The 25,388-nt window shown below is 62.6% G+C and carries 26 protein-coding genes and 5 pseudogenes; 13 read left to right on the top strand and 18 right to left on the bottom strand.

Annotated elements, in window-relative coordinates; translation table 11 throughout:
* Window positions 1-23 precede the first annotated feature (23 nt).
* From AC3WRR_RS01685 to AC3WRR_RS01650, 8 genes are read right to left on the bottom strand one after another with little or no spacing between them, the layout of a single operon-like run.
* Window positions 24-968: a catechol 2,3-dioxygenase gene (locus tag AC3WRR_RS01685; RefSeq protein WP_492295926.1), complete on the bottom strand. Its 945-nt coding sequence runs from the start codon at window positions 966-968 to the stop codon at window positions 24-26.
* Between the two features lie 33 nt (window positions 969-1,001).
* Window positions 1,002-1,337: a 2Fe-2S iron-sulfur cluster-binding protein gene (locus tag AC3WRR_RS01680; protein WP_492295924.1), complete on the bottom strand. Its 336-nt coding sequence runs from the start codon at window positions 1,335-1,337 to the stop codon at window positions 1,002-1,004.
* 1 nt (window position 1,338) lies between these two features.
* Window positions 1,339-2,397, bottom strand: coding sequence for an NADH:ubiquinone reductase (Na(+)-transporting) subunit F (locus AC3WRR_RS01675; protein ID WP_492295922.1), 1,059 nt, complete (start codon window positions 2,395-2,397; stop codon window positions 1,339-1,341).
* A 39-nt stretch (window positions 2,398-2,436) separates the two neighbouring features.
* Window positions 2,437-2,793: a phenol hydroxylase subunit P4 gene (locus AC3WRR_RS01670; RefSeq protein WP_492295921.1), complete on the bottom strand. Its 357-nt coding sequence runs from the start codon at window positions 2,791-2,793 to the stop codon at window positions 2,437-2,439.
* A gap of 16 nt (window positions 2,794-2,809) precedes the next feature.
* Window positions 2,810-4,357: an aromatic/alkene/methane monooxygenase hydroxylase/oxygenase subunit alpha gene (locus AC3WRR_RS01665; protein WP_492295919.1), complete on the bottom strand. Its 1,548-nt coding sequence runs from the start codon at window positions 4,355-4,357 to the stop codon at window positions 2,810-2,812.
* 50 nt (window positions 4,358-4,407) lie between these two features.
* Window positions 4,408-4,677 (bottom strand): MmoB/DmpM family protein, encoded by a 270-nt coding sequence (locus AC3WRR_RS01660; protein ID WP_492295917.1) that lies wholly within the window; start codon window positions 4,675-4,677, stop codon window positions 4,408-4,410.
* Window positions 4,678-4,709: 32 nt separating this feature from the next.
* Window positions 4,710-5,705 (bottom strand): aromatic/alkene monooxygenase hydroxylase subunit beta, encoded by a 996-nt coding sequence (locus AC3WRR_RS01655; RefSeq protein ID WP_492295915.1) that lies wholly within the window; start codon window positions 5,703-5,705, stop codon window positions 4,710-4,712.
* Entirely contained in the window at window positions 5,702-5,947 is a 246-nt protein-coding gene (locus AC3WRR_RS01650; RefSeq protein WP_454750464.1) for a phenol hydroxylase subunit, read from the bottom strand. Before AC3WRR_RS01650 ends, AC3WRR_RS01655 begins: the two co-directional genes overlap by 4 nt.
* 333 nt (window positions 5,948-6,280) lie before the next feature.
* Between AC3WRR_RS01650 and AC3WRR_RS01645 the strand changes: the two genes are divergently transcribed.
* The 6 genes and pseudogenes from AC3WRR_RS01645 to AC3WRR_RS01620 all read left to right on the top strand — a co-directional run.
* Window positions 6,281-7,969 carry a sigma 54-interacting transcriptional regulator gene (locus AC3WRR_RS01645; protein WP_492295913.1) on the top strand — a complete coding sequence of 563 codons (1,689 nt, stop codon included), beginning with the start codon at window positions 6,281-6,283 and terminating at the stop codon, window positions 7,967-7,969.
* Between the two features lie 4 nt (window positions 7,970-7,973).
* On the top strand, window positions 7,974-8,705 hold the full coding sequence (locus AC3WRR_RS01640; RefSeq protein WP_492295911.1) for a GntR family transcriptional regulator: 732 nt from the start codon (window positions 7,974-7,976) through the stop codon (window positions 8,703-8,705).
* A gap of 336 nt (window positions 8,706-9,041) precedes the next feature.
* Complete coding sequence (locus tag AC3WRR_RS01635) at window positions 9,042-10,280, top strand: adenylate/guanylate cyclase domain-containing protein (RefSeq protein ID WP_492295909.1); 1,239 nt, start codon at window positions 9,042-9,044, stop codon at window positions 10,278-10,280.
* 580 nt (window positions 10,281-10,860) lie between these two features.
* Entirely contained in the window at window positions 10,861-11,886 is a 1,026-nt protein-coding gene (locus tag AC3WRR_RS01630; protein ID WP_492295907.1) for a hypothetical protein, read from the top strand.
* Window positions 11,816-12,694 carry a hypothetical protein gene (locus AC3WRR_RS01625; protein WP_492296050.1) on the top strand — a complete coding sequence of 293 codons (879 nt, stop codon included), beginning with the start codon at window positions 11,816-11,818 and terminating at the stop codon, window positions 12,692-12,694. The genes AC3WRR_RS01630 and AC3WRR_RS01625 overlap by 71 nt, the downstream gene beginning before the upstream one ends.
* Window positions 12,591-12,950 (top strand): annotated as a pseudogene (locus AC3WRR_RS01620) (IS66 family transposase); the annotation flags it as partial. The gene AC3WRR_RS01625 and the pseudogene AC3WRR_RS01620, both read left to right, overlap by 104 nt.
* On the opposite strand, the pseudogene AC3WRR_RS01615 reads toward AC3WRR_RS01620, so the two are convergent.
* The 7 genes and pseudogenes from AC3WRR_RS01615 to AC3WRR_RS01585 form a co-directional block, all read right to left on the bottom strand.
* A pseudogene (locus tag AC3WRR_RS01615) lies at window positions 12,946-13,332 on the bottom strand (transposase domain-containing protein); the annotation flags it as partial. The pseudogenes AC3WRR_RS01620 and AC3WRR_RS01615 sit on opposite strands and share 5 nt — an antisense overlap.
* Window positions 13,333-13,383: 51 nt before the next feature.
* Window positions 13,384-13,743: an IS66 family insertion sequence element accessory protein TnpB gene (tnpB, locus tag AC3WRR_RS01610; protein ID WP_492295906.1), complete on the bottom strand. Its 360-nt coding sequence runs from the start codon at window positions 13,741-13,743 to the stop codon at window positions 13,384-13,386.
* Complete coding sequence (locus tag AC3WRR_RS01605) at window positions 13,728-14,048, bottom strand: transposase (RefSeq protein WP_492295904.1); 321 nt, start codon at window positions 14,046-14,048, stop codon at window positions 13,728-13,730. The genes tnpB and AC3WRR_RS01605 overlap by 16 nt, the downstream gene beginning before the upstream one ends.
* A gap of 357 nt (window positions 14,049-14,405) precedes the next feature.
* On the bottom strand, window positions 14,406-15,131 hold the full coding sequence (locus AC3WRR_RS01600) for a ferredoxin--NADP reductase (protein ID WP_492296044.1): 726 nt from the start codon (window positions 15,129-15,131) through the stop codon (window positions 14,406-14,408).
* Between the two features lie 85 nt (window positions 15,132-15,216).
* Window positions 15,217-16,000 (bottom strand): annotated as a pseudogene (gene folE2, locus AC3WRR_RS01595) (GTP cyclohydrolase FolE2); the annotation flags it as partial.
* A 58-nt stretch (window positions 16,001-16,058) separates the two neighbouring features.
* Window positions 16,059-16,769: an RNA polymerase sigma factor gene (locus AC3WRR_RS01590; protein WP_492295903.1), complete on the bottom strand. Its 711-nt coding sequence runs from the start codon at window positions 16,767-16,769 to the stop codon at window positions 16,059-16,061.
* A gap of 311 nt (window positions 16,770-17,080) precedes the next feature.
* Window positions 17,081-17,365: a hypothetical protein gene (locus AC3WRR_RS01585; protein ID WP_492295901.1), complete on the bottom strand. Its 285-nt coding sequence runs from the start codon at window positions 17,363-17,365 to the stop codon at window positions 17,081-17,083.
* A 271-nt stretch (window positions 17,366-17,636) separates the two neighbouring features.
* Here AC3WRR_RS01585 and AC3WRR_RS01580 point away from each other — a divergent pair, with 271 nt between their 5' ends.
* The 3 genes from AC3WRR_RS01580 to AC3WRR_RS01570 all read left to right on the top strand — a co-directional run bounded on the left by AC3WRR_RS01580 (window position 17,637) and on the right by AC3WRR_RS01570 (window position 20,037).
* On the top strand, window positions 17,637-18,929 hold the full coding sequence (locus AC3WRR_RS01580; protein ID WP_492295899.1) for a c-type cytochrome: 1,293 nt from the start codon (window positions 17,637-17,639) through the stop codon (window positions 18,927-18,929).
* A 224-nt stretch (window positions 18,930-19,153) separates the two neighbouring features.
* Window positions 19,154-19,684, top strand: coding sequence for a DUF4142 domain-containing protein (locus AC3WRR_RS01575; RefSeq protein ID WP_492295898.1), 531 nt, complete (start codon window positions 19,154-19,156; stop codon window positions 19,682-19,684).
* Window positions 19,681-20,037, top strand: coding sequence for a cupredoxin domain-containing protein (locus tag AC3WRR_RS01570; protein WP_492295897.1), 357 nt, complete (start codon window positions 19,681-19,683; stop codon window positions 20,035-20,037). Before AC3WRR_RS01575 ends, AC3WRR_RS01570 begins: the two co-directional genes overlap by 4 nt.
* 669 nt (window positions 20,038-20,706) lie before the next feature.
* On the opposite strand, the pseudogene AC3WRR_RS01565 reads toward AC3WRR_RS01570, so the two are convergent.
* Window positions 20,707-20,817, bottom strand: a pseudogene (locus tag AC3WRR_RS01565) (SDR family oxidoreductase); the annotation flags it as partial.
* Window positions 20,818-20,905: 88 nt separating this feature from the next.
* On the opposite strand from AC3WRR_RS01565, the pseudogene AC3WRR_RS01560 reads away from it, so the two are divergent.
* From AC3WRR_RS01560 to AC3WRR_RS01545, 4 genes and pseudogenes are all read left to right on the top strand, one after another.
* Window positions 20,906-22,010, top strand: a pseudogene (locus AC3WRR_RS01560) (IS5 family transposase).
* Window positions 22,011-22,207: 197 nt separating this feature from the next.
* The gene (locus AC3WRR_RS01555) at window positions 22,208-22,519 is read left to right on the top strand and encodes a transposase (protein WP_492295895.1); all 312 of its coding nucleotides are present in this window, start codon (window positions 22,208-22,210) and stop codon (window positions 22,517-22,519) included.
* A gap of 29 nt (window positions 22,520-22,548) precedes the next feature.
* Window positions 22,549-22,785 (top strand): IS3 family transposase, encoded by a 237-nt coding sequence (locus tag AC3WRR_RS01550; RefSeq protein ID WP_492296043.1) that lies wholly within the window; start codon window positions 22,549-22,551, stop codon window positions 22,783-22,785.
* Window positions 22,776-22,970, top strand: coding sequence for a hypothetical protein (locus tag AC3WRR_RS01545; RefSeq protein WP_492295893.1), 195 nt, complete (start codon window positions 22,776-22,778; stop codon window positions 22,968-22,970). Before AC3WRR_RS01550 ends, AC3WRR_RS01545 begins: the two co-directional genes overlap by 10 nt.
* Before the next feature lie 99 nt (window positions 22,971-23,069).
* Here AC3WRR_RS01545 and AC3WRR_RS01540 read toward each other — a convergent pair whose 3' ends face one another.
* Together AC3WRR_RS01540 and AC3WRR_RS01535 are read right to left on the bottom strand one after the other, a co-directional pair.
* Entirely contained in the window at window positions 23,070-24,065 is a 996-nt protein-coding gene (locus tag AC3WRR_RS01540; protein WP_492295891.1) for a CobW family GTP-binding protein, read from the bottom strand.
* Window positions 24,065-25,388: amidohydrolase (locus tag AC3WRR_RS01535; protein ID WP_492295889.1), on the bottom strand; the 1,324-nt coding region annotated here is incomplete at its 5' end. The genes AC3WRR_RS01535 and AC3WRR_RS01540, both read right to left, overlap by 1 nt.

Here is a 25,388-nt window from a genome sequence, read left to right as displayed (position 1 = left end):
CCGATTTGAAAGAGGTTGCGCGATCAGGTGTAGACCGTAGTGAAGGCCTCGTTCAGCTCGCCCGAGTGGAAGAAGATCGCCCGCCCGATCTCGTCCTCGGTCCACGTCGTTACCGGGCGGTCGGGCTGGGCCAGGTAGCCAAGCCCGGCGAAAGTCTCGTTGCGGTTGCCGCTGGGGTCGAAGAAATAGATGGTGGTGCCGCGCGTGATGCCATGCCGCGTCGGCGCGACGTCGATCTTGACCTTGTTCTTGGCCATCACGTCGGCTGACTTGAGCACATCGGCCCAGTCATCGAGGAAGAAGGCGATGTGGTGCAGGCCGTTGCCCGGGCCGCCGACGAAGGCGATGTCGTGCGGGGTAGAGCTGCGAAACATGAAGGCTGCCGCCTGGATGGAGTGGTCCGGGCCGGCCATGACCTGCTCGCCAAGGTGGAAGTCCAGGCACTCCTTCATGAAGCGGGCGTTCTCCGCCACGCGGTTGACGCCGGTCTCCGGATTCAGCTCGCACATCAGTAGGCAATGGTCGAGCCAGTGCACGCCGGAACCCTGCACGTCATCGGGCCACGGATCCGGGTTCAGCGAACCGACGTCGGTGCCGACCTGTTCCTTCTGCGCATAGAGGCGCATCTCGTGCCCGCTCGGCAAGGCGAACAGCAACTGGCGGCCGACGCCCGGCAGCGCGCCTACCGGCAGCATCTCGGTGGACGCGCCGTACGCGACGATGCGCGCGCGCAGCGTGTCCAGGTCGGCATCGTGCTCGACCTTGTAGGCAACGTGCCGGAGCCCGGCCTCATCGGACGGGGTCAGGATCAGCGAGTACTTGTCCCACTCGTCCCAGCACTTGAGGTAGACGTTACCGTCCGCGTCGCGCATCACTTCCTTCATGCCCAGCACCCGCACGTAGTGGCGCAGGGCCGCTTCCATGTCCATGACCTTCAGGTTGGCATGGCCTATCCGCATCACACCCATGATGTGTCTCCTGTTAATGTTTTCTTGCTGGCTTTACTTCCTGGCCTGGGCGCAGCAGAGGAACGGCTTCTGCATCTTCCCGGCCACCTCCAGTTCGACGTCGCCCTGCGGCGCCACGCGGCAGGCCAGCGTGTAGCCCGCACACTCTTCGTCGGCGCTGACATGCGCGCGGCTGACGGGACCCAGCTTGCGCACATCGCCGCACAGCACCCGCACCTTGCAAACCCCGCAGCCGCCGTTCAGGCAGCCCACCGGAATCCCGCGCCGGCCCAGCTTCGCCATGCCGGCGAGCAGCGATTCGCCGACTGCGCACGAGAACGACTCACCCGTCTGCGCGACCCGCACCGTGGCTTTGCTGCACGTGTCCACGTCACACCTTGCGGAACAGCGGGCTGCGGGTCTGCTGCGCATCCGCCGCCGAAATGAACTTCTCGTGATAGATGTCGCGCTCGAACAGCCGGCCCTGCATCAGCGCCGTGATGCAGGCGTCGATCATCGCGGGCGGCCCGCACAGGTAGGCCTGGTGACCCGAGAAGTCGTTGTCGAAGTGCGCCCTGGCGACGTCGTGGACGAAGCCCTGCGCGACCTCTCCGTCCCCCGCCCCCTCCGACAGCGCCGGCACGTAGGTGAAGTTGGGATAGCGCTCGCTCAGCGTGCGGAACTCGTCGTGGTAGTACAGCTCCTTCGCGTTGCGCTGGCCGTAGACCAGCGTAATCGGCGCGGTAACGCCGCCCGCCAGCAAGTCGCAGATCATGGAGCGCGGGCTCGACAGCCCCGAGCCGCCCGCCATGAAGATCATCGGCAGCCCCGCCGAGCGGCGCACGAAGAAGCGGCCATAGGGGCCGGACAAGCGCACGCGGTCACCGGCGACGAGCTGCTCGTGCAGGTAGCCGGTGCCGAGACCGCCCGGCACCTGCCTCACGTTCAGCTCGATCTCGCCGGTCGCGGCGACGTTCGCCGGCGCGTTGGCGATCGAGAAGGCGCGGCTTTGGCCCAGGCCCGGGATCTCGAACTGGACGTACTGGCCCGCCTGGAAATGCATCGGGTCGGAGAGCCGCAGGCGGATCGCCTTGATGGTCGGGGTGAGCTGGTCGATGCGCGTGACCTCGGCCTCGAAATCCCGCACCGGGATGATCTCGCCATCCGGGTCCTCGTCGACATCGGCCTCGATGGTGGTGTCGGCCTGCAGCGTCGCACAGCAGGCGAGCGCCTTGCCCTCCTCGCGCTCGAAATCCATCAGCGCGAACGGGTTGGCCTCGCCCAGGTCGGCCTCGCCGTCGAGGATCGAGACCTTGCAGGTCCCGCACAGGCCGTGACAGCACGCATGCGGGATATAGATGCCCTGGCGCAGCGCCGCATCGAGGATGGTCTGCCCTTCCTCGACCTCGATCGTCGCGCCGAGCGGCTCGATGGTAAGTTGGTGGCTCATGATGGATACCTCGTCATTGCTGGAGCACCGGACGGGCGCTCAGATCGATGCCCCGCCGATGCCTTCCAGCCCCGGTGTGCGGAAACTGATCAGGTCCTTGTGCCCCAACCCGTTCTCGCCGAGGCTCTTCGACGTGTCTGGTGTCCAGGGTTGGCCGGAGCGAAACCACTGCACGCGATCCCACTCGATCCGGGCGAAGTCCGGGTGATAGCCGTAGACGGGCGGCAGGATCTGTTCGGCGAGCGCGCTGAACGGCGTGTCAGGCGGCAGCGGCAGGCAGAACGGTGCCGGGAACATCAGGTGGTTTTCCCAGTTCACGTACAGCAGCGGCGCTGGGAACTTCTCCACCGTGTCCATCAGCGGGAAGTCGTAGGGCTTGAGCGCATTGACGGTCATGGCTGTCTCCTGCCGGTCAGTTGCTGGTGGCCTGGCCGCGCCACGCCGCGAAGTTCTTCTGGTCTTCCGAGCCTTCGAAATCCATCGTGTCCCGGGGCTCCACCTCGTAGTAGTCGAGCACGGCGGCCAGCGGATCGAAGCCTTCGGCGCTCGGGTCCACGCCCGGCTTGAAGCAGTTGCCCTGGTAGATCTGGTGCACGGGCAGCCACGCCTGCACGTATTTCTCCGGCTCGTGGTCGAAGATCTCCTTGCAGTGGTCGCTGCAGAAGTGGAACTTGTTGCCGAAGTAGTTCGATTCGCGCGTGCAGAGCCTGGTGGGGTCGCCCGGCTCGGTGAACAGCATCGGGATCTGGCAGGTCTGGCACAGCATTGGCAGCGTCTTCATGTAGAACCGGTTGCCGGCCTTGGCCTGCTCGTCCCAGTGCTCCAGGCGCGGACGGTAGTGCTGGTCGAACGTCTCCGGGTACTTGGCGGACAGCCAGGCCATCTCGTCTTGCTGCGGCACCCAGGTATGGAACGGGGCGGCCGCGTTGAAGCCGTAGAAAGTCGCCCAGGCCTGGTGGCTGATGTGATCCTTGCCTTCGCAGGCGTCCTGCCAGCCCTTGGGCTCGCGGATGCCGTAGCGGGCCAGGTCCTTGAACAGCGCGCCGCCGTTCTGCTCGGCGTACATCTCCCACGACTCGCGCCAGCTCATCACGCGCTTAGGCTGCATGTAGTCCATCATCATGGCCACCAGCGTCAGCAGCCGGTAGCCGCGCCAGAACCACTTGTCGATCCAGCGCTGCACGATGGGCACGTTGTCGGGATCCTGTTCCAGCAGGAACTTGATGCACTCGATGCCCAGCGTCATGTGGCGCGATTCGTCGGACTGGGCCGAGAAGCCGAAGGTCACGGTCGACATGTCGCCGTTATAGGCGGCGCCCGACATGAACGGCACGAACAGCAGGTTGGTCAGCACGTACTCGAACGAGAAGCTGACCGCGGTCAGGAACTCGAACGGCCCGGCCGAGTAGGCGTCCTCGAAGAAGGACTTCGGCACCGACAGGTACCAGACGCGGTCGAACCAGTGGTTGGAGTGATGCAGGCCGTTGAAGAACTTGTTGTAGGTGGAAAGCGCGTGGGTTTCCGTCTGGTAGTGGCGCAGCTCGTCGATCGACTGCATCTGGCAGGCCACGCGCGCGCCCTCGCCGGTAAAGTGGCGGCCGACGTGAGCGAAGCCGCGATGAGCCAGGTATTCCAGCGGCGTCACGCCCTGCACGAACAGCTTGAGCGCATTGATATAGCGCGCGTCGGTCACGCCGAGGAAGGCGTTGTTCTGCGTGAAGGCGTCGATCACGGCGTAGAGCTTCTTCTCCTTCTCGCCCTGGTACTTCCAGTACGCGTCCATGGTCAGGCGGAACGGGTCGACCCACTTGTCCCAGTCGTGGATCTTGATGCCCTCATAGCGGTCGTAGGGGAAAACCTTGTCCATCGGCTGGTAGGTGGTGTCCCAGCCCAGGCCGCGGGTCATGGCGGCGTAGCGTTCCTTCAGGCCGAGCTTCTTCTTCAGCGTCGGGGTTTCCATTTTCGTGTCTCCTTCTTTGTTGGGGGCAGCTGCGGCGTTGCGCAGGGCGTTCAGTGCTTCCAGCTCAGCGTGAAGGTGTCGTCGTCTTCTTCGATATGGCCGGACAGCGTGATCAGGTTGACCTGGATCTGCTGCAGATCGAAGCGCGTGCCGGTCAGTTCCTCGATGGTCTGGCGGCGGATGGTCAGGTGGCCCGGCGCGTCGATCTTGACCATCCCCGGCGACTCGACCAACACCGCGTCCGGGTTGTCGGCCAGGATGGCCTCGACCACCGGACGGGACTCCTCGTTGGCCTGGAAGGCGATGAATACGTTGGACATGTGTTTTCCTTAAGAGCGAGTGAGGGGAGCGATCAAAGCGCGATGCCGAGTTTCGAGATCCGGGTCTGGAACTGCTCGCGCACCGCGTCGAGTAGTTCGGGCGCATGGCTCTGGAAGGCCAGCTCGGCGACCGGCTGCAGCGCGGCAAACGCACGCCCGGCCCAGTCGCGGGTCCAGTGCGCCAGCAGCGCCTTGTTCTCTTCGGACTCGGCCGCCATCGTCTTCACCACGGCATCGACCCAGCGCTTCGACTCCTCGTGCCACTCGGGCATGAAGGCCGTCAGCATCGCGATCGCAGAGCCGCCGCCCAGGGCGATCCGTTCGTCGACAAAACGGTCGTAGATCAGCGGGTAAAGCAGGCCGTCAAGCGCCAGGTTCTGGGCGACGAACAGTTCTACCGGGTCGTCGACGACGAAGGTGTCCTCGACGTAGTGGCGCAGCGGTTGCCACGCCGGATGTTCGAGCCAGGCGTGCCGGCCTGCGTCGAGTACCTCAGGACCGGCCACGGCCAGCGCCAGGCGCGTCAGGTATTGCGCAACGCCAAGGTTGTCCATCGCGTGGAACATCGCCGCCGCGGTGAAGGCGGTGCCGTAACCCAGTGCGCAGACCTGCGCGTTGTTCATGTTCGCGCCCCATGCGGCGTGGCGCAGCGGTACCAGAAGGTCGAGCGCGTGTTTGGCCACCTCCGCCGGCATCCGGTCGATCATCCGGCGCGACTCGACGAATTCGAAGTTCGATTCCATCGTGTCCTGCTGGCGCGCGCGAGCCGTGGTCCACGAGGCGTAGTAGTACTGGCGCGGGTCCTTCAGCACGTACCAGCTCGCCATGCGGATCGCCGAGCGCGAGGCGTCGAAGATTTGATGCGCCGGATCCCAGGTTGGCCGATAGTGGAAGTTGGTCTCGGGCTGCGCGCCCATCATGCCTTCCTGGTAGCGCGAGGCCGTCTTGTCGCCACCGATATGCCGCGCCACATGCGCGTAGGTCTGCCGTAGCGGCTTGATGTCGACGGTTTTCAGCTCGATTGTCACGGGTTGCTCCTGAGGGTCGTGGGGTCGCGGTGGAAGTCGCTGCCGGAGTCATCCAGCCGGACGACGTTCTGCGTGGTGCAGAACGCGTCGAATGCGTCAATGGGCAAGGTCAGTTCGACGAACATCTCCGGCCCGCCGACCGCGAACTCGAATTCGACGAATCCGCGTGGGTTGAGGCCGGTGACCCGGACGAACTTGCGGCAGGGATCGAATGGTTGGTTGGCTGGGGTCTGCAGGGTCATGGTCGATGGGTCGATGTCGCCTCCGTGCCCCTTTCATTGCAGGGGGCGTGCCAGCGGTGCCAGCCCATGACCAGAAATCTCGATAATTCAGGGAAAGTACTGAGTCAAAGTTGGCTGCGCGCCTGCAAAATGCTGGTTAACCAGCACGCTCCCGGATCTGGTACCGCTCTTATGCGGACGCTTCAAATCGTTGATCCCGCGCGGTTTTTTATCTTTTGATCAAGTACCGAAAGGCCCTTTTTGATGAAATGGTGAAGCCGGCGAGCGCTGCGGCGTTACCGCTACGCATCCACCACAATCCGCAGAAATATAGAAAATCTCGATGGAGACGACATGACGCAGTCTCGCCTGCCCCCGCTGCCCACCGACGCCGATCTGCGGCGATCGATCCACTTTTCTGCCGCCGATGGCCGCATCTGGCTCGCCGGCCAGCGGATGGTGCTGGTCCACGCTGCCGCCCTCGGCACGCTGCGGCAGGAACTGATGGAGAGTGTGGGCCCGGCCCAGACCCGGCGGCTTTTCACGCGCGTGGGCTTTGCCTCCGGCGAGCGTGACGCCGCGCTGGCCCGCGTTATTCGCAGAAACGGATCACTGCAGGACATGTTCAATGTGGGCCCGCAGCTGCACATGCTGGAGGGCTCGGTGCAGGTCACGCCGATCTGTTTCGAGGCGGATCCCGCTACTGGCAAGTTCTACGGCGAATACCGCTGGGAACACTCCTGGGAGGCCGAGGTGCACAAGCGCACGTTCGGCCCTCAGGCGGAGCCGGTGTGCTGGATGCTGATCGGCTACGCCACCGGATACACCAGCGCCTTCATGGGCCGCACCATCCTGTTCAAGGAGACCATGTGTGCGGGCATGCATGACGAGCACTGCATGATCGTGGGCAAGCCCGTGGAAGAATGGCCGGATGGGGAAGAAATGGCGTCGTGGTTCAACGCCAGTTCGCTGCTCAGCACCATCCGCGACCTGCAGACCGAGGTCGAATCGCTGCGCCTGGAAATTGCCCCCGACGCTGACCGCACCAGGCTGGTGGGCCGGTCCAACGCCTTTCGCAACGCCTACACCTTGCTGGAGACCGCGGCCCCCACCCGCGTCACCGTGCTACTGACCGGCGAGACCGGTGTCGGCAAGGAACGCTTTGCGCGCGCCCTCCACAGCCTGAGCCCGCGCGCCGAGCTACCTTTCGTCGCCATAAACTGCGCCGCCATCCCGCATGCGCTGATCGAGTCCGAACTGTTCGGCGCGGAGAAAGGCGCCTTCACTGGCTTGCAGGCCACGCGCCCGGGCCGTTTTGAGCGCGCCGACGGCGGTACTTTGTTCCTCGACGAGATCGGCGAGTTGCCGCTCGATGTCCAGGCCAAGCTGCTGCGTGTGCTGCAGGAAGGTGAAATTGAGCGGCTCGGCGCCACGCAAAGCCGTAAGGTCGACGTGCGCCTGATCGCCGCGACCAACCGCGACCTCGAGCAGGCTGTCAAAGAAGGCCGCTTCCGCGCCGATCTCTTCTACCGGCTCAATGTCTACCCGGTTCTGATCCCTCCGCTGCGCGAGCGTGCCGAGGACATCGAACCGCTGGCGCAGACCATGCTGGAGCGGTTTGCTTCGATCCACGGCAAGCCGGTGCCGACGCTGACCGACTACGCCTGCGAGTCGCTGCGCCGGTATCAATGGCCGGGCAACGTGCGCGAACTGGAGAACCTGATCGAACGGGCGGTCATCCTCGCACGGCCCAATCGCGCCGTCGATGCCACGGACCTGTTCCCCGGCCTGAGCATGCCGGCGGGCGCCACCGTCGACCATGCTGGGCAGATCCACCAGCCGACCGCCAAGGGGATCGATTGCCAGGCCCTACTCGACCAGCTGAAGGGGTGCAGTGAGGGAATCGAGGGGCTGGAGCGCGCGCTGCTGCATGAAGCGGTAGAGCGTGCCAACGGCAACCTTTCCGCCGCCGCAAGACTGCTCGGACTATCCCGCGCGCAGCTCAGCTATCGTCTCAACCGCAAGCAAGACACGGAGGGCTAGCGAGATGACTACCGTTTTTCCTCCTCCTGCTCTCAACGCTCCCGCCCCCGCTCCGCCAGATGAGCTTGACGGTCGGCAAGCGCGCACGCTTAGCGAGCATGCCTATTACCAGTTGCGGCAGCACGTCATCGAAGGCCACTATCCACCGGGCACCAAGCTGCGCGTCGAGCGACTGAAGGATGTCTACGGCGTGGGCGCGGGCACGCTGCGCGAAGCGCTGACGCGGCTGGTCAGCGACGCCTTGGTGATCGCCGAGGGGCAACGGGGCTTCCGCGTCACGCCTATGTCCGTGGCCGACCTGGAAGCGATCACGCGGCTGCGCATCCATATCGAGGTCGATGCGCTGCGCGAATCCGTACGCTGCGGCGATGCCGCGTGGGAGCAGCGCGTCAGAGCGAGCTATGAGGCGCTGTCCGCCTGGGAGCAGCCGGTGTCTATGGCCAATCGCGCTGCCTGGGAGACTTGCAACCGGCGCTTCCACGAAGCGCTGATTTCGGCGGCTGCGTCACCGTGGACCTATCTGGTGCTGCGCATGCTGTCACAGCAGGGGGAACGTTACCGGCGTGTGTGCATCGGGTTGGAGACGCCGCCGCGCGATGTGCATGTGGAACACCAGTGCATTTTCGATGCGGCACTGCAGCGGGCCGATGCGCGCGCGGCACTGGCCCTGGAGGACCATCTCAGTACGACGTTGATGATGGTGCGGAATGCACCGGCGGGAACCTTGCCGTTTTGAAGGGCAATGGGAGCCAAAAGAACATACGTCCCAAACAGTGGCATACGTCAACACGGCAGAAATCGTCTGCGAATTATGGTTGGACCAATATGGTTGTTAGCGGATATAGGGGTCGCAGCTAGCGGAATTGGCGATCACCCAATGGCAGCACAGGCGTATGCAAAGAAGCCGGTTTGGCCCGGTTTGTCGGCGACAAGCTATGGTTCAAGGGGTCCTGGCCGTTTAATGGAATGGGCCAACCTTGGGCGGCAAGCCCGCAATAGGACGCGAGCTCTGCCCGCATAGCTGTCACAGCTGGCCCCTGTGGCGCTGCGAGGAGACACCAGGAGGTGAAGCATGGCTTCCATTACCCTCATGTTCCCTGATTCCCGGCAACTCCGGGTGCGCGATGTCACGCTTTGCGCGAGCGACGATTTCCAGGCCCAACGCGACAAGCTCGCGCGCATCATGCTGGACGCGATGTTCCAGTTCGTGGGCCTGCTGGATGTGCACGGGACGATGCTCGAGATCAACCGTGCCGCGCTCGAGGCGATTGGCATTCGGATGGACGACATTAGAGGGAAGCCGTTCTGGGAGGCCCGCTGGTGGGTGGTCTCGCCGGAGACCCAGGCGCTGCTGCGGGAACTGATTCAGCGTGCAAGCCAGGGCGAATTTGTCCGTTGCGACTTCGAAAACTACGGCCAAGCCGACGGCGAGGAGAAGATCATTGTCGACTTCTCCCTCCTGCCGATCCGGGATTCGCACGGGAACGTCGTATTCCTACTCCCGGAAGGCCGCAATATTACGGAGAAGAAGCGCGCCGAGGCCGCGCTAGCGCGGAAGAACGAAGAACTGCAGGCAAGCTGGGAATTGATCCGCCGCCAGCGCGACGAGCTCCAGAGCCTCTATGACAGGATTCTGGTCGAACAGAAATTGTCGGAGCGGCTGCTGCTCAATCTCCTGCCCTACCCGATCGCTGAACGGCTGAAAGCGCGTCCGGATCTCATGGCGACAGGCGTTCCGGAGCTTATCGCCGACAGCTTTCCAGAAGTGACGGTCCTGTTCGCTGACATCGTGGCCTTCACACGGTTTTCAACAGGCATGAGTCCCGAGCAGCTGGTTGCCATTCTCAATGAGATCTTCACCGAATTCGACACCATTGCCGAAGATCGCGGCCTCGAGAAGATCAAAACTATAGGCGATGCGTACATGGCAGCCGCGGGGCTACCGGAACCGACGCCTGATCACGCTGTGCGGGCAGCGCATATGGCGTTAGACATGAGCGACGCGATCATGCGTTTCAACCTGCGCACCGGCTTCAAGCTGCAGATGCGCATCGGGATCAACAGTGGGGCGGTGGTTGCCGGCGTCATCGGCAAGCGCAAGTTCATCTATGACTTGTGGGGTGCGGCCGTCAACACCGCGAGCCGGATGGAATCCCACGGCGTGGCCGGACGGGTGCAGGTCACCGATGCCACCAGGCGCCTGCTGGGCGAGGCGTTCGAGTTCGAAGAGCGCGGCTCAATCGAGGCAAAGGGCATAGGCAGGCTACACACTTGGTTCCTGACAGGCCGAAACGATGCAGTAGTCGCATAGCGTTTGCCGCAGAACAAAGGAAAGCTGGGTCTCCCGGCCGCCGCCGCATGGGGAATCGAGTCGACGGCGAGCGCGTTGGCCGCCTGGCTCGATGCCATCGACCGGGGTCGCGCTCCGTCCCCGCCTGAGGATTGCCAGGACTGCGTTCGCTTAAGCGGAACCGATGAAGGGCTGTCGCTGGCCAGACGGCGTCGAGCGAGCTCAGGCAACGCGGCGCAACCCGGCCTAAACTGGGTCTAGCGCGGCCCTCGGTCCGTTGCCGCCCTTCCCGCCGGATGCCTGTCGAGGCTGCCCTGGGGTTAGGAACAAAATGCTGCAAAAACCGGGAACAAATTTGTGCAAACCAACGTGGGCCGTTGGTTTGCATAATTTTGTTCCCGCTGGTCGTCCGCCGGCTAGCCGATTGCTGGCATGTCGGGAACAATTTTGCTTCAAGATGACCTGCAGAAAATTGTTCTTTCGGCCGACGCTTGAAGTAATTCTGTATCTTTCCCAACGCAGCGCTCAGTCCCTGTCTTGAACTCTTCCATCGGTGCTCTATCGTTCACTTAGTGGCATCCTCTCTATCCGAGGAGCTTCTATGGAAGCAGATGACGTTGAAGACAGCGATGCTTGCCTCCACCGCATAGTCGGCGGCAGAAGTATCGACATGTCGCAGTGGGCGACCCCAGATGAGGGCGCACTCGAGGGCAATAGTCGTGCCCTTTACTTTGCGAGAAAGTGTGCGGTAGAGCTGTACCTTGGTGGCGCTACGACCCACGTCATCAAGCAGCAGACGCCCCTCGGAGCCAAACAGGCCTATCGTCTGATTCGAGAGCGCTGCCTTGAAACTCACCCCGATGGACAACCATATGGATGGCGTGGGCTCGTACCGTGGCTCCGGATAAGGCCTTATCGACGCCGCACCAAAATCCGCATCGACCGGTTTGGGAGTGGTGCGGCAGGGGCGATGCAAGCGCGCCTGAACTCCCATCCGGCTTTGCGCCAAGCATTCGAGGCCCGCATCCGTGCAAGCGCCTCGGGCAAGCGGCTCGTGGAAAGCAGGCGCTCCCGAAGGCGTCATTGTGCATGGTTTCTGGAGGAGCTTCGCGGGCTCGGCTACGAGGCGCGCAACGAGTGGCCATTCAACACCTCCAGCCAGGGCTACTTCTCGATCTGCCGGTATATCGACAGCGTGCTGTCGGCGGACCCTAAAGCTCTGGCCGCGGTCACGGGCGGTCCTGATCTAGTCTCGAAGCTCAAGGCCGGGGACGGAACCGGCCGCCCCGCACTGAAGTTCATGGAACGTGTCGAGATGGATGCGCACAAGCTCGACGGGCGCTTCTGCGTATCCCTTCCGCTGATGGGCGGCGGTTTCCAGGAGAAGATCGTACATCGCCTCTGGGTCATCGTTATCCTGGAGGTCGTCTCCCGAGCCGTGGTCGGATACTACTTTAGCTTGAGACGAGAGGTCTCTAGCGACGACGTGCTGCGCGCCCTTAAACGGGCGTTGGGTCGATGGTGTCCCCGCCCGGTGAGTTTCTGCGAGACGCCGTATGTGTCTTGCCAGCCGCTTTCAGTACGAGTATGCGGAAGAGTTGCTGGATGTGCTCATCGCCAACTATAACGCGACCCCGCATCGGGGAATCGCTAACCGTACGCCTCTCGCCTATGCCCGGTTCCTATACCAGCATGGTGAGCGCAATCCACGCCACGCTGACCCGGCGGTCGTGGCAGCCCTGTTCAGCGTCCGCAAGCGCTGTCGCGTGCGAGGCGGCGCGAAGGTGGGTCGTGCGCCCTTCGTCGAGTTCCATTACGGCCGCTATACCAATGAGGTGCTTCACAACCGGGAGGACCTGGTCGGCTCCGAGATCTGGGTGGTATGCCACCAGGAGGATGACTGTCGCATCGCCTTTGCTTCCACCCTCGATGGCCTATCGCTAGGCGTGCTGCGGGCAGCGCCGCCGTGGAACATATCGCCGCACAGCCTAGCGCTTCGCGCTGCGGTTTGCCAAGCCTGCGCCCGTGGCCAGTTCACGATCCCTGCCGGCGCTGACGCGATCGAGGTGTTCATGCGATATGTCGAAAGCCAGACGGACCGCAAATTGCCCGTTCACCCAGCATACCTCGAGGCAAGGCGAATCCTGGCTGCCGCAACGGACCGCTCCATCGGGGAGTCCATGCTGGACGCAGCGATGGCTCGAGCCGGGGCCGGCGACAGTGCCGCGGCATCGCGCGGGCCGTCCACCGGGAGCGTTACCGACCGACGCACCTTGCATGAGGCCAAGTCCGGCGGTCGTGCGCTGGGTACGAAGGCCACGCTGCCCCCGCGTCAGCGACCTTGGCGAAGACATCGCCGAGCAGCTCGAATACGTTCCCGGGCATTGGCGAGTGATTCGTCATCGTCGACCCAAGAAGGCCTGTATTTGCTGTGACTGCATCGTGCAGGCGGCTGCCCCCAGTCGCCCCATTGATCGCGGTATGCCGGGTCCCGGGCTGCTCGCCCATGTCCTGGTTAGCAAATATTGCGACCATCTCCCCCTGTACCGTCAGTCGGCCATATACGCGCGCGATGGTGTCGAATTGAGCCGATCGACTCTGGCCGATTGGGTCGGCCAGGCCAGCGCACTGCTGCGCCCTCTGGTCGATGCCATTCGAAAGTACGTGATGGCGGCCTCGAAGATCCATGCACGATATCTTCACGCGGTAGATGATCGGGGAGCGATTTGCGTCCGCCAGACTTGCCCGCATCAGTGAGGCGCTGCTTGCGTGTTTCGAGAGCCGCAGCGCCTTCCTCGGCCTGCAGGTCCTCAAGACGCAATTCCAGTTGCTCGATCTGGCGATCGATCTTCTCGGACTTGCGCCCGAACTGCATTCGCTGGAGCTTGGCGATCCACAGCTTCAGACTCTCGATTTCCAGCGCTCGGTCCGAGAGAGTCCTCTGAAGCGTCGCGACGGTGTCGCGCAGATCCTCCAGGTCACTGTCACGCTCGCGCAGCGCCGCTTCGCGCGCGAGCAGGAGCGCCTTCAAGGCGTCGATGTCGTCCGGAAGCGAAGCGTCGCTGGAGTTCATGCAGGCAGTTTACGCGCCCGCATCTCGCCTCACGTGCGTTGTCACAGACGTTTACAAAGCACTGCAAGGACGGGCGGCATCGATGGGCTGCCGCCAATCGAATCCCTCCAGCAGTAGGCCAAGTTGCGCGCTCGTCAAAGCTACTACCCCACCTTCGGCGCGCGGCCATGCGAAGCGCCCCCGTTCCAGCCGTTTGGCAAACAGGCACAGTCCGCCATCGCGCCAATACAGGCACTTGAGCAGATCGCCACGTTTGCCTCTGAAGATGAACACGTGGCCCGAGAAGGGGTCCTTCTGAAGTACCGTCTGCACCTTGGCCGCCAGGCCGTCAAAGCCGCATCGCATGTCCGTAAAACCTGCGGCAACCCAGATTCGGGTGTTCGCCGGCGGCCCCATCATTGGCTCAGGCATTGCACCACCGTGCGCAGGACTTCCGGATCGACCCGGCCTTCAATGCTTACTTGTCCCTTGGCTAGTTGCAACCGGATGACCCCGGTAGGCAATGCTTCCGGCTGGTCGCATGGGTTTCCCAAGGGCGGCACGTCGACCGATTCTGCGGCTGCGGGTGCCACAACCACAACGGGCAACAGCAATGAGTCGTTGGGAACCTCAGGGGCGCCGAAATGGCCTGCTCGATACAAGCGACGCCAGCGAAAGACCATGTTCACGTTCAGGCCGTGTTCCAGCGCTAGCTTTGAAACAGAAACGCCTGGCACGCACGCAGCTTCTGCCAGCCTACGTTTGAGTTCAATCGGGTGATTGCGGCTCCCGTGCAGGCGACCGCCCCGTTTTGCCACAGACTCCAAAGTAGTCCCCACCAAGTTCTGATGGTGACTACTCTGGATACATTCACCTTACGCGTCTACACGGCCTTCATCGGACGGTTACTGCACACCAGACGCTCCCTGGCTAGATCTCTGGGGCAATCTCGGCAATATTCGGGCGTATGTCAGTGTCATCAACGTGCGCGGAAATCGCTGCAAGATAACCGGACCGGCCTTCTCCGCTGGCAAGCGAGATCGCAGGCCTTTCGGCACTGCTGCGGCCTGCCTTTTCGATTCGATTGTGATTCGCTAGTAGCCGAAAAATTCTTCACTGCGGATCGCATCCTCATTGACGCCAAGATCAATCAGGACGTCCCGCATCGCTTCCACCATGCCCGGTGGCCCAGCCACATAGTAGATCGGTGCGTCAAGTTCGCTGCAGGCCCTTCTGAGCATATCTTCGTCAATCTGGCCAGCTCTGCCGTCCCACGGAAGCGCGGACTTTGTTGCCTGCGTCATTGTCGCAATCAGGTGGAAGTACTTGTATCTCTGCTCAAGCTGCCTGAGCTCGACGAGGAATGCAGCATCTTCCGGGCGGCGATTGGCGTAAAGCAGCAGAATGCGCTGCGACAACTGCTCCCGCGCAGCCTGCCGCAGCATGCTGACAAAGGGCGTGACACCAATGCCCCCCGCAACCAGGACCGCGGGCCGTGCGCGATCGCCGTGCAGGGTCAGGGACCCGAACGGCCCTTCCAGCCTAACGATGGCACCGGCTGACAAGGACTTGAGTGCCCGCTTGAACGGGCTGTCGCGCATTCGCGTCGCAATGACCAGTTCATCCTGGAACGGTGCACTAACAAGGGAGAACGTGTGTCGCGCGAGGTACCGCCCCGAGGGCGGCGCAGGATCGGGGAGGACCAGGTCGATCGCCTGGCCGGGCTTGAAATGGAAACCGGACGGCTTTTCAAAATGGAAGGCGAAGGTGCCAGCCGCGACTTCTTCGCACCCTTTCAGCCTTGCTTCATAGGAATTCATCATATGCCCTCGAGAATGGCTTGCCTGGTCCGGAAACTTGCGCCTTCCCCGACCGCCTGCTCAGCCTCACGTGACCCGGATGCGTGATGCGTACGAAAGCCGAGTGATTGTGAATCGATTCAAAGTTCTCCGCCTCGACCTCGAAGGCCAACACGCGCGCATCGCTACCCAGCGCAAGCGCGACATCGCGCACCAGGTCTTCGACAAACCTCGGGTTGTCGTATGCCTGCTCAGTGACGTATTTCTCGTCTGCGCGCTTCAGCAGGCCATACACTTCGCAGGAGGCGTTGCGTTCGGCGATGGCAATCAGCTCCTCGACGGCCATCTCTTCCGCGAGCCTGGCCCCGATGCAGATGTGCGAGCGCTGATTATGTGCGCCGTATGCGGCGATCTCTTTCGAGCATGGGCACAGGCTGGTAGCTGGGACCGTAACGTACATCCAGAATCCATACTGCCTGTCTTCCGCCACGGTACCTAGCCAACACACTTCATAGTCGAGCAGGCTCTGCACGCCCGAGACCGGAGCGGATTTTCTGACGAAGTATGGAAACCGCATCTCAAGTTCCCCGCTAGGTGCCTCCGATCTCTGCAGCATGGCGAACAGGAATGCCTTGAACCCCGCCTGATCGAGCGCTTCTTTCTCAGCCTCCAGCACCTCGATGAAGCGGGACATATGCGTACCCCCGGGCGGTGGCCGGCAGCCCCACGGCCATCGACAATGTTGCGATGGTCGGCAACAGTCTCTTGCCCGCACGCAAGGTAACTGGATACCGCACCCCCTTGACGCCAACGGCGTCGATGGCCAGCTTTCGCTGATCCTCAGTCGCCTGCACGTCCGGAAGAAAATCGGTTCTCTCTGGGGCGTTCATATTCGTCCTTTGTTTGTTTGCGCAGGGTAGATACCCGGGCTTGCCCGCGGTATTGGCATCAGTGCGGCCTGATCAGGCCGCGCCGGTTGAGTTCGCTCAGCACATGGTTGACCACAGCGTCGCAGCGCGATCCGGCAAACGCGAAGGTCGCATGCAAGTATGGCGTTGCCTGCTCAGTCAGGATGGCGCGCAGCATCGTGCGCGCCCGCAGGAAGCGCGTCTTGACAACGTCATTGCTGACGTCAAGGCAGAATGCCGTTTCTTCGACGCTCATGTCTTCGACCGCGCGCAGAATGAAAACGCTGCGGTAGATGGCCGGCAACCGCTCGATCGCCCCTTGCAAGATCTCGCGCATCTGGCCCCGTTCGGCCATGGCATCGGGCGATTCGCTGTCCGCGGTGCGCAATGACATCAAATTCTCCTGCGAGGGTTCGGCCCCCTGTTCCTCACTGTCTTCCATCTGGATGAGCCGCCCTCTCTTGCGTTGCGCGCTCATCGCGACATTGATTGCGATGCGCACCAGCCAGGTACTCAAGGCAGCGTCGCCGCGGAACGAATCCAGGCTGATAAAGGCGCGCAGATAGGTCTCCTGTACCACGTCCTGAGCCTCGGCATCATCAGGCACCACACCCCGCGCCGCACGGAACAACAGACGGTTGTTGCGGCGCATGATGATCTCGAATGCACTTGCATCCCCGGTTCTGGCGCCCGTCACAAGGTCGGCATCCGGGCGAGCGTCAATGGTCGGTGGTGGCTGCTGGGCACTCATTGTATTAGGCATTCTGGATACCGCTCCATTTTTCCGACTTCTGGCAATTAGACGCGTGACGTCCCACAAAGGTGACAGGCAATTGGACTACGGGGCAAGCAATTGACGCCAGTTGGTCCGCGTCGAATTCAGCTACAGATTTCACGCGTTTGCTCGCGGCCATGCCGTCCTGACGATAACTGCCCGTTGGCGACGAAACGCTGAGCCGATCTTCGGCATTAGGATTGTCAGGGGCGTGGCCATGCATCCACTGGCGGTGGCCGCAATTCCAGACGCATGCCTTCAGACCCTGGGAGAAAGCGCGCCTTCACTCATGCATTCGGAAACCTGCGATGGAGCTTGCGGCGTCGGAACGGGAAACGACCGACGACCGCATCCGGTTCATCTTCTGGCTCGCCAGCATCCTCCTCCGGCCCTGCCGCCGAGTGGTGGTGGCGCCATCTTTTTGCTACGCCGCCGGCTTGAGCCTTCTCTCGAAGCAGGGCCACATCTTTTTTATGTCCGCCTTCATCATAGGTGATCTGTCCGGCGAGTTCATAGGCAGGGCTCCGTGCTGCGCCATTTGCCAAACGTCGGGTGGAGATCTTGCAGCTCATGGGTATCGGGTGGTCTGTCACTATTCGGCGACTTGGTGCGTCTAAAGTCAAAGACCAGTAGAACGGGTGGATGTCATGTCCGAGCGCCCCCTCATCAGAACGACCATGAGGCCAATCGATCCGCCGTCGGAACGCGCCTCGATCGTGCTCGCGCGCCGGGGAGTCCGCGCGGCGTTCCGCCCATCATTCATTGACACCATCGACTATCACCCTGCGCTGCTGCGCCGCGGCTCAATCGCAGCGGCGGTGTCCACCACGAAGGAGATTGAACGTGAAACAGGTTCCGCACGTACATCCGCCCGCGACCCAGCCATCGGCGAGGCGACAGCTGCGTTCGATGCTCACCTGTTGGCGTTTGCTGACCACCATGACGACAGGTGCCGCCGTGGCGGCTGCCGCCGCTTGCGGCGGCTCGTCGGGCGAGACTGTGGCAGTCAACGAGGATGCCACGGCGAAGCAGGCAGCGCTGGTCGAACAGGGCAAGCAGATATTCCGGTTCGACACATTTGGCGATGAAGCACATTGGACCGACACACTGAAGATGCACGAGGTCATCGCCTCGGCAGTCGACCCCGTGACCGCCCTGTCGGTCGGTCTGAAAGTGGATGCCGAAGCCTTGCCCGCGGCGGTCGTGGACGGCATCAGGAATGGCACCGTCGACCTGAAGAGCCCGGCCACCACCGTGGCTCTGCTGAAACTGAACGCGGTCGTCGGCGTCAAAGGCACCGTCGAAACCATTAGCGGCGTGGACAAGCTGGTCCGGGTCGGGATCACCTGCGCGCTATGCCATTCGACGGTCGACAACTCGTTCGCGCCCGGCATTGGCAAGCGCCTGGATGGATGGGCCAATCGCGATCTCAACCCGGGCGCAATCATTGCGTTGTCGCCGGCCGTGGATGCCGTCATGAAGAAGGTCCTCAATGCGTGGGGCGCCGGCAAGTTTGATCCCCGGCACAATATCGACGGGCTCAGCAAGCCGGTTGTGATCCCGCCCGCCTACGGTCTGGCCGGCATTCATCGCATTACCGTTACCGGCGACGGCGAAGACATCGCCTACTGGAACCGGTACGTCGCCGTGGCCGAGATGGGCGGCCTCGGCTCCGTTTCCGAACCGCGGCTGAACCTGGCCATCACGCATGGCACGGAGGATCTTGTCACCAGCAAGCTCCCCGCCCTGCAGGCCTACCAGCTATCCCTGAAGGCCCCGCCGGCGCCGGCCGGCAGTTTCAACGAGATGGCGGCGCAGCGGGGAAAGCTCGTTTTCGAAGGCGCCGGGAAATGCGTCACTTGTCATAGCGGAACGACCTTCACTGACGCCAATTCGCAACTACATCCGCCCGCCGATTCGATGGCCGAACCCGAATCGCCAAGCTACGCATCCCGCTCGGCGACCAAGCAGTATCGGACCTCGCCGCTGAGCGGAGCATGGCAGCACCCGCCCTACTTCCACGACGGCTCGGCGGCGACGCTGACGGATGTAGTGCAGACCTACAACACGAAGCAGGCGCTTGGCCTGACCAGCCAGGAGATCGCCGACCTGGCCGAGTACCTGAAATCCTTATAGCGCCGCTTAAGCCAAGATCGTGTGTGAACGCACAATCCGTGACCATGACAGAGCGAGTTCCGATCCCCAACCTATCCGCGGCATGCTCGTGTCATTCGCGGATTTGATGCGTGAGTTTTGTCCCTGCAAGGATGCTCACGCAACGAATGCAAATTTCGGTTCAAACAATCGAGGTGACTTCTATACTGATCGAACGTATTGCAAACCAATGAGGACACGAAGCCATGAAAATCACAAACATCTTTCTTGCCAGCGCTATGTTTCTCTCAACCGGCGCAGCAGTGGCCGAGGAGGCCGCACCAAACGACGCGCAAATCGCTGCCATTGTCGTCACGGCGAATCAAGTTGACATCGACGCCGGAAAGCTCGCCAAATCACGGGCATCCAGCAAAGACGTAAAGGCATTCGCACAGCAGATGATTACCGATCATACCGGCGTCAATAAGTCTGCAACCGCACTCGTGAAAAAGCTCAAGGTCAAGCCCGAAGACAGCGCGACCAGCACGGGTCTCAAGACGGGCGGCGACCAGAACTTGCAGAAACTCAAAGGCCTCAAGGGAGCCGAGTTCGACAGCGCCTACATCGACCACGAGGTCACCTATCATCAGACCGTGATCGATGCCATGGATAAGACGTTGATACCAAATGCCAAGAACGAAGAGTTGAAAGCGCTGCTGGTAAAGGTTCGGCCTGCCTTCGTGGCGCACCTGGAGCATGCCAAGGGAATCCAGGTCTCGCTCGGCAAGCAGAAATGATGATGCGTATGGGGGTACTGGCCACGCGATATCGGGCAGCGGCGCTGTGGGTCACGGCAGGAGTGCTATTGGTGCAGCCGATCGTGACGGCGAGGGCTAGGCCAGTCGTGCACACCGTGGTGATTGAGGGTACCCGATACGAACCGGAAGCCCTCACCATACGGGCGGGCGACACCGTTGTGTGGATCAACCGGGACTTCTTTCCACACACGGTGACGGCGCAAGCTGGCGGATTCGACTCGAAGACCATCACAACTGGGAAGTCGTGGAAATACGTGGCCAGGAAGGCCGGCGTATTTCCCTATATCTGCACATTTCATCCGACCATGAAAGCCACCCTTCGCGTCGAATGAAACCGGGCTGCGTTTGGACCATTGCGGCGTGCGGTCGAGCTCAAGAAGCCTGCCCAGCCGCCGCGCCACGTCCTTTTCGTATCGTTATGCATTCCTCCATGGCAAGGAGCATGACGGGTTCGGTGATGCCGACTACCAATTGGTCCAAAAGCATGCCTTGGGCAAGGCGACGCCGTTGGGGAGGCGGCGCGATGGACTTGAGCACGTCATTGCCCGTATCCGCGACCGAGGTCGAGCATTTGTTCCGCACCTGATTACGTGCCGGTTCTCCTACCTCGGGTGCGTTACCGTGGCTTGCTGAAGAACAAGCGACAACTGCCTACGCTGTTTGCGTTGAGTAATTTTTTAATGACGCACCTTGGGCTGGAGCCGGCAGCCAAAAGATGAGTGCCGGGACGTGGGCCAACGAGGCAAAGCACGGGCGATGCCTGCCTGTTGCCAACGCCGAACCAGGCCGAATTCAGGCGAAAGAACTCATCGAGTTCATCGGGCAACGCGCACACAATCGGATCGTTCGCGCTACCGTTGTTTTGAACACCCTAGGCTACAACCAGCTCGAAAGTCCCCCAAAGCAACGATGGGACAGTGCGGCACCGACAAGCCCGGCTCGTAATCTAGCGGCGAACGACCGGCGGCAAGGCCGGTCAGGTCTTCGTGGACAGGGCGCAGTTACTGCAGGTGCTGGCCACCGTTGATGGCTAGGTTGGCCCCAGTCACGAAAGCAGCCTCGCGAGAACACAAGTAGGCGACCAGCGCTGCCACTTCCTCGGATTTCCCTAGCAGGCTGTTGAATTTGGCCCCCGAGTAAACGGGGATTTGACGCCAGACGTTATGGATACCGTGTTCATGAACTCAGGCGGCGAATGCGATGCGTGGAATGGATGAGATGCAAGAGACGTTGTTCACAACGATCAAGTTGGAAGACTTCGTCCCCGCCGATCATCCATTGCGGGCAATCCGGCTGCTGGTTAATGACGCGCTGAAGGAACTCAACGGGCTGTTTAGCACCATCTATGCCGATAGCGGACATGCCTCGATTGCGCCGGAGAAGTTGCTGCGCGCACTGCTGTTGCAAGTGTTCTACTCGGTGCGCAGCGAGCGCATGTTGATGGAGCAGATGCGCTACAACATGCTGTTTCGTTGGTTCGTTGGCCTGGCAATGGTAGACGACGTGTGGAACCACTCGGTCTTTTCGAAGAACCGTGATCGGTTGCTTGAACACAAGGTAATCGAGAGCTTCTTCACGAAGGTGATGAGCGTGGCCGACCGGCATAACCTTCTGTCCAAGGACCATTTCTCGGTCGACGGCACGCTGATTCAGGCATGGGCCAGCCACAAGAGCTTTCGCCCCAAAGACGACACGGATGACACCTCGCCCCCAGGCGGCGGGCGCAATGCCGAGGCCGACTAGAAGGGGCAGCGGCGCAGCAATGCGACTCTCGGGCTCTGGGCACACTTCTTGTACAGCCGCGCATCCGGGTCGGTGCTCGATTTGCCATCCTCAGCTATCAGGGGCACGTTCTGATGGAGAACCGTTTTGGCCTGGTGTTCGGCGCGGTTGTGAGCCACGCCGATGGCTTTGCCGAATGTGCCAGTGCCTTGCGCTTGCTCGACTGCATGCCTGGCAATCATGCCAAGACGGTCGGTGCGGACAAGGCGTACGACACGCACGACTTTGTTAAAGACTGCCGGGCTCGCGGGGTGACGCCCCATGTGGCACGCAACGACGCGCGAGTTGGCGGCAGCGCCATCGATGGCCGTACCTCGCGACACGAGGGATACCGAGTAAGCCAGGTTATCCGCAAACGTATCGACGAGCACTTTGGCTGGGGCAAGACGGTCGGACGGCTTCGACAAACCGTATATCGTGGCCTCGAACGCGTGGACCAACACTTCAAGCTGATGATGATCCCAGCAATCTGACCCGAATTGCACGAATACTGGGTGCGGTACCGCCAGGAGCGGTGCAATGAGCCGCCAAAGCGGGCTGCCGCACGGCGCCATGCTGGCGCGCCGCCGGAATTGGGTCGCTCAATTGCATGGCAGGGTAGGAATTCAGCGGCCATTTGCATGTCGAGTCGTGTTTAGCTGCGCAGCGCCTTGAGGTAGCCTGATCGAGACGGACACGCTTGGTCCTTAGATTAAGATCGCGGATCAGGAGTGTGCACAGATGAGCAAGGCAAGACAGACATACACGGAAGAGTTTCAGGCAGAGGCTGTACGACTGGTGCTGGAACAGGGACTGACGCTGCAGTCGGCCGCCCAGCGCCTGGGGATTCCGAAGGGCACGTTGACGAATTGGGTATTGAGAGCCAAGACGCCTGGAGCCGCACCGGCACCAGTAGGCGTGACAGTGGCAGAGTTGGCTGCGGAGAATGCGAGGCTTCGCAAGAAGCTTGCCGAAGCAAAGCTGGAGCGCGATATTGTAAAAAAAGCCTCAGCGTACTTCGCCAGGGAATCATTGCCCGGTACGCGTTCGTGAGGCAATGGCGAGATGTGTATCCGGTGAAGATGATGTGCCGGGTACTGGAGGTCTCGCGCAGCGGCTACTATGACTGGACGCACAGACCTCACGGGCTCAGTCCGGAGCACGAGCGGCTACGTCTGGCAATCCGCGCAGCCCACAAGCGCACGCGTCAGACATATGGTACCCGGCGCCTGCAGCGGGAGCTGGCTGGCAATGGATTCGTGGTAGGCCGTGACCGGCTGGCCAGGCTGCGCAATGAGATGGGGATTCTGTGTCGGTAAAAGCGTCGATTCGTGGCGACAACGCGCTGGCGGCCGCAAATGTGGCCCGGGTGGTTCCTTTCAAGCTGGAGAGCCAGGTAGAGCCGGTTGTCATGGTTTGGAACGGCGCACTGGCGCTGCGCGCTCCGGCTCAGGCCTTTCTCGACTTCATGTTGCAGCGCGTTAAGGAGATGCCACCGGATTGATCGGCCCTCTGCGCCGCCCACTTTCCTGCAAGCGGGCGTGAAGAGGAAACAATCGGCCCCAATTGGTGGCACAACTATGCGAACAACGGCAGGCCCGTCCTACCCCGCCAGCGCCGGGCTGAAATGCCGCCAAGGATCGAACGGCATCCCCGCCCCCTGCCGCGCGGCAATGAAGACGATGCGCGAGCGTGCCGTCGCCTCCGGTGGTCCCGGCCGTTCCAGCGTCCAGCGCTTGCCGCAGATCTGCAGTACCCGCGGAGCGTCCTCGTCCTCCAAGAACACAATGCCCTTGCCGCGCAGCACGTGCGGCGGCAAGGCATTGAGCGCGCCCTCCAGCGCGGCGCGGCGGAAGCGGATGGATGAGGCAAAGCTGCTGCCGGAAAATGCGGCAGCATGGTCCGGATCGGTCCTCGCTGCACCGTCCCCGCTATTGCCCGCCTGCACCGACGCGCCCGGTGTCCCCAAGTCCTGCCCCAAGTCCGGCCCCAGCTCCGGCCCCAAGATCAGGCGAGCATCGACTCGGCCGTGCTGGCATGCCAGCACCCGCGCATCCGGCACCTCGGCGGCCAGCCAGCCGCGCAGCGCGTCAAGCTCGCCCGCATCGACCAGGTCGGCCTTGTTCAGCAGCACAAGGTCGGCCGCGTGCAACTGGGCACGGACCGTATCGCCGACATAGCGGTCGGCGGTCAGGCGGCGCACGGCTTCGGCGTCCGCCACGGTCACCACGCCTTCGCTGCGGAAGCCGCCGCCCATGCGGCCGAGTTGGGCGATGCGGGCGGGATCGCCCACACCGCTGGCTTCGACCACGATGCGCTCGGGCGGCTCGGGCAGCTTGAGCACGGTCAGGAAGGCCTGCATCAGGTCGCCGCCGACCGAGCAGCACACGCAGCCGTTGGTCAGGCTGACGATACCCTCGGGCATGCCTGGCGCTGCCTTCGCGATCAGTTCGGCATCGATATTGATGGCGCCGAAATCGTTCACCATCACCAGCACGCGCTCGCGTTGCTGCGTGCGCAGCAGGTGATTGAGCAAGCTGGTCTTGCCGGCGCCGAGGAAGCCGCCGAGCACGGTCAGGGGTATGTCCGGGCGCCGCATCAGGCGTTTCCAGGTGCCGCGAAGACCCTGCCGCCCAGCACCGTGCCCCAGACCGGCACATCGCGCAGCGCCGCGGGCGGCACCGCCAGCGGGTCGTCTCCCAGCACGGCGAAGTCCGCGTGCTTGCCCACCTCGATGCTGCCCATCAGATGGTCCATGCGCAGCGTATGGGCGGCACCCAGCGTCATGGCATGCAGCGCGTCCTGCACAGAAATGCGCTCGCCCTCCCCAAGGATGCGGCCGCTCGCGGTCTGGCGGTTGACTGCGCACCACGCGGTGAACAGCGGCCCGATCGGCGTGATGGGCGCATCCGAATGCAGGGAGAACGGCACGCCGCTGCGCAGCGCGGTATGGGCGGCGTTCATGCGGTTGGCGCGATCCGGTCCCACCGTCATGGCGTAGTGGGCATCGCCCCAGTAGAACAGATGATTGGCGAACAGGTTGGCGCACATACCGAGCGCCGCCATGCGCCGGAACTGGGCGGCATCGGCAAGCTGGCAGTGCTGCAGCGTGTGACGATGGTCCCAGCGCGGATGCTTGCGCAGCACACCCTCGACCGCGTCCAGGGCGAGCTCGGTCGCTTCATCGCCGTTGGTATGGATATGCACGGTCAAGCCGGCGCGATGATAGACCGCGAGCAGTTCCTCGACCTGCGCCGGCGGCACGATCCACAGGCCGTTGGCGGTGCCGTTGTAGTAGCCGGGCCAGCGCAGCCGCGCGGTGAAACCCTGGATGGAGCCGTCGATCACCAGCTTGACCAGGCCGAAATGCAGCTTGTCGGTGTTGCTTTCCATGGCTTGGGCCACGCGCTGCGCGCCACCGCCCTGCAGGTCCCGCATCGGCGCGTACGCGGGCACCATGCGCACGGGGAAGTCCGGATCGGCAGTCACCCGGCTCAGGTTGGCGACGGCATCCGCATCCAGGCTGTTGACCAGGTCGGTCGCGGTGGTAACACCGGCCTGCTGCGCCACGCGGCCGAAGTTGCGGATGCCCGCTTCCGTCTGCCCGGCATCGAAGAACACATTGCCGATGGTCTTGAACACCAGGAACATGGCGGCGAACTCCTGCAGCTCGCCGGTCGGCAGACCGTCGCTGTCTTTGGCGATGCCGTCCACGGGGGTCTCGGCGTCGATGCCGGCCGCCTGCAGCATGGCGCTGTTGACGTTCATCAGGTGCATGCTGGCGTGCATGACCACGATCCGGCGCGTGGCCGAGACCTGGTCCAGGTGCCGCTCGGTCATGCGCGCACGGCCGAAGTGGATGGGATCGAAGCCCCACGCCAGCAGCGGCTGTGCGGGATCCTGCAGTTGCGGGGGGGGGGCG

It is taken from the genome of Cupriavidus sp. FW305-3-2-15-C-LB2 (genome assembly GCF_058787575.1).
This window is presented reverse-complemented; position numbering and strand designations above follow the sequence as displayed.

What these genes read in the sequence shown, in the direction of transcription:
- AC3WRR_RS01570 (WP_492295897.1), top strand. Translation starts at nt 19,681, where the DNA reads ATGATGATGCGTATGGGGGTACTGGCCACGCGATATCGGGCAGCGGCG.
- AC3WRR_RS01590 (WP_492295903.1), bottom strand. Translation starts at nt 16,769, where the DNA reads ATGAGTGCCCAGCAGCCACCACCGACCATTGACGCTCGCCCGGATGCC.
- AC3WRR_RS01600 (WP_492296044.1), bottom strand. Translation starts at nt 15,131, where the DNA reads ATGAATTCCTATGAAGCAAGGCTGAAAGGGTGCGAAGAAGTCGCGGCT.
- AC3WRR_RS01650 (WP_454750464.1), bottom strand. Translation starts at nt 5,947, where the DNA reads ATGACCCTGCAGACCCCAGCCAACCAACCATTCGATCCCTGCCGCAAG.
- AC3WRR_RS01675 (WP_492295922.1), bottom strand. Translation starts at nt 2,397, where the DNA reads ATGAGCCACCAACTTACCATCGAGCCGCTCGGCGCGACGATCGAGGTC.
- AC3WRR_RS01645 (WP_492295913.1), top strand. Translation starts at nt 6,281, where the DNA reads ATGACGCAGTCTCGCCTGCCCCCGCTGCCCACCGACGCCGATCTGCGG.
- AC3WRR_RS01635 (WP_492295909.1), top strand. Translation starts at nt 9,042, where the DNA reads ATGGCTTCCATTACCCTCATGTTCCCTGATTCCCGGCAACTCCGGGTG.
- AC3WRR_RS01550 (WP_492296043.1), top strand. Translation starts at nt 22,549, where the DNA reads ATGATGTGCCGGGTACTGGAGGTCTCGCGCAGCGGCTACTATGACTGG.
- AC3WRR_RS01625 (WP_492296050.1), top strand. Translation starts at nt 11,816, where the DNA reads ATGTGTCTTGCCAGCCGCTTTCAGTACGAGTATGCGGAAGAGTTGCTG.
- AC3WRR_RS01585 (WP_492295901.1), bottom strand. Translation starts at nt 17,365, where the DNA reads ATGAGCTGCAAGATCTCCACCCGACGTTTGGCAAATGGCGCAGCACGG.
- AC3WRR_RS01640 (WP_492295911.1), top strand. Translation starts at nt 7,974, where the DNA reads ATGACTACCGTTTTTCCTCCTCCTGCTCTCAACGCTCCCGCCCCCGCT.
- AC3WRR_RS01685 (WP_492295926.1), bottom strand. Translation starts at nt 968, where the DNA reads ATGGGTGTGATGCGGATAGGCCATGCCAACCTGAAGGTCATGGACATG.
- AC3WRR_RS01630 (WP_492295907.1), top strand. Translation starts at nt 10,861, where the DNA reads ATGGAAGCAGATGACGTTGAAGACAGCGATGCTTGCCTCCACCGCATA.
- AC3WRR_RS01575 (WP_492295898.1), top strand. Translation starts at nt 19,154, where the DNA reads ATGAAAATCACAAACATCTTTCTTGCCAGCGCTATGTTTCTCTCAACC.
- AC3WRR_RS01665 (WP_492295919.1), bottom strand. Translation starts at nt 4,357, where the DNA reads ATGGAAACCCCGACGCTGAAGAAGAAGCTCGGCCTGAAGGAACGCTAC.
- AC3WRR_RS01660 (WP_492295917.1), bottom strand. Translation starts at nt 4,677, where the DNA reads ATGTCCAACGTATTCATCGCCTTCCAGGCCAACGAGGAGTCCCGTCCG.
- tnpB (WP_492295906.1), bottom strand. Translation starts at nt 13,743, where the DNA reads ATGCCTGAGCCAATGATGGGGCCGCCGGCGAACACCCGAATCTGGGTT.
- AC3WRR_RS01670 (WP_492295921.1), bottom strand. Translation starts at nt 2,793, where the DNA reads ATGACCGTCAATGCGCTCAAGCCCTACGACTTCCCGCTGATGGACACG.
- AC3WRR_RS01555 (WP_492295895.1), top strand. Translation starts at nt 22,208, where the DNA reads ATGAGCAAGGCAAGACAGACATACACGGAAGAGTTTCAGGCAGAGGCT.
- AC3WRR_RS01540 (WP_492295891.1), bottom strand. Translation starts at nt 24,065, where the DNA reads ATGCGGCGCCCGGACATACCCCTGACCGTGCTCGGCGGCTTCCTCGGC.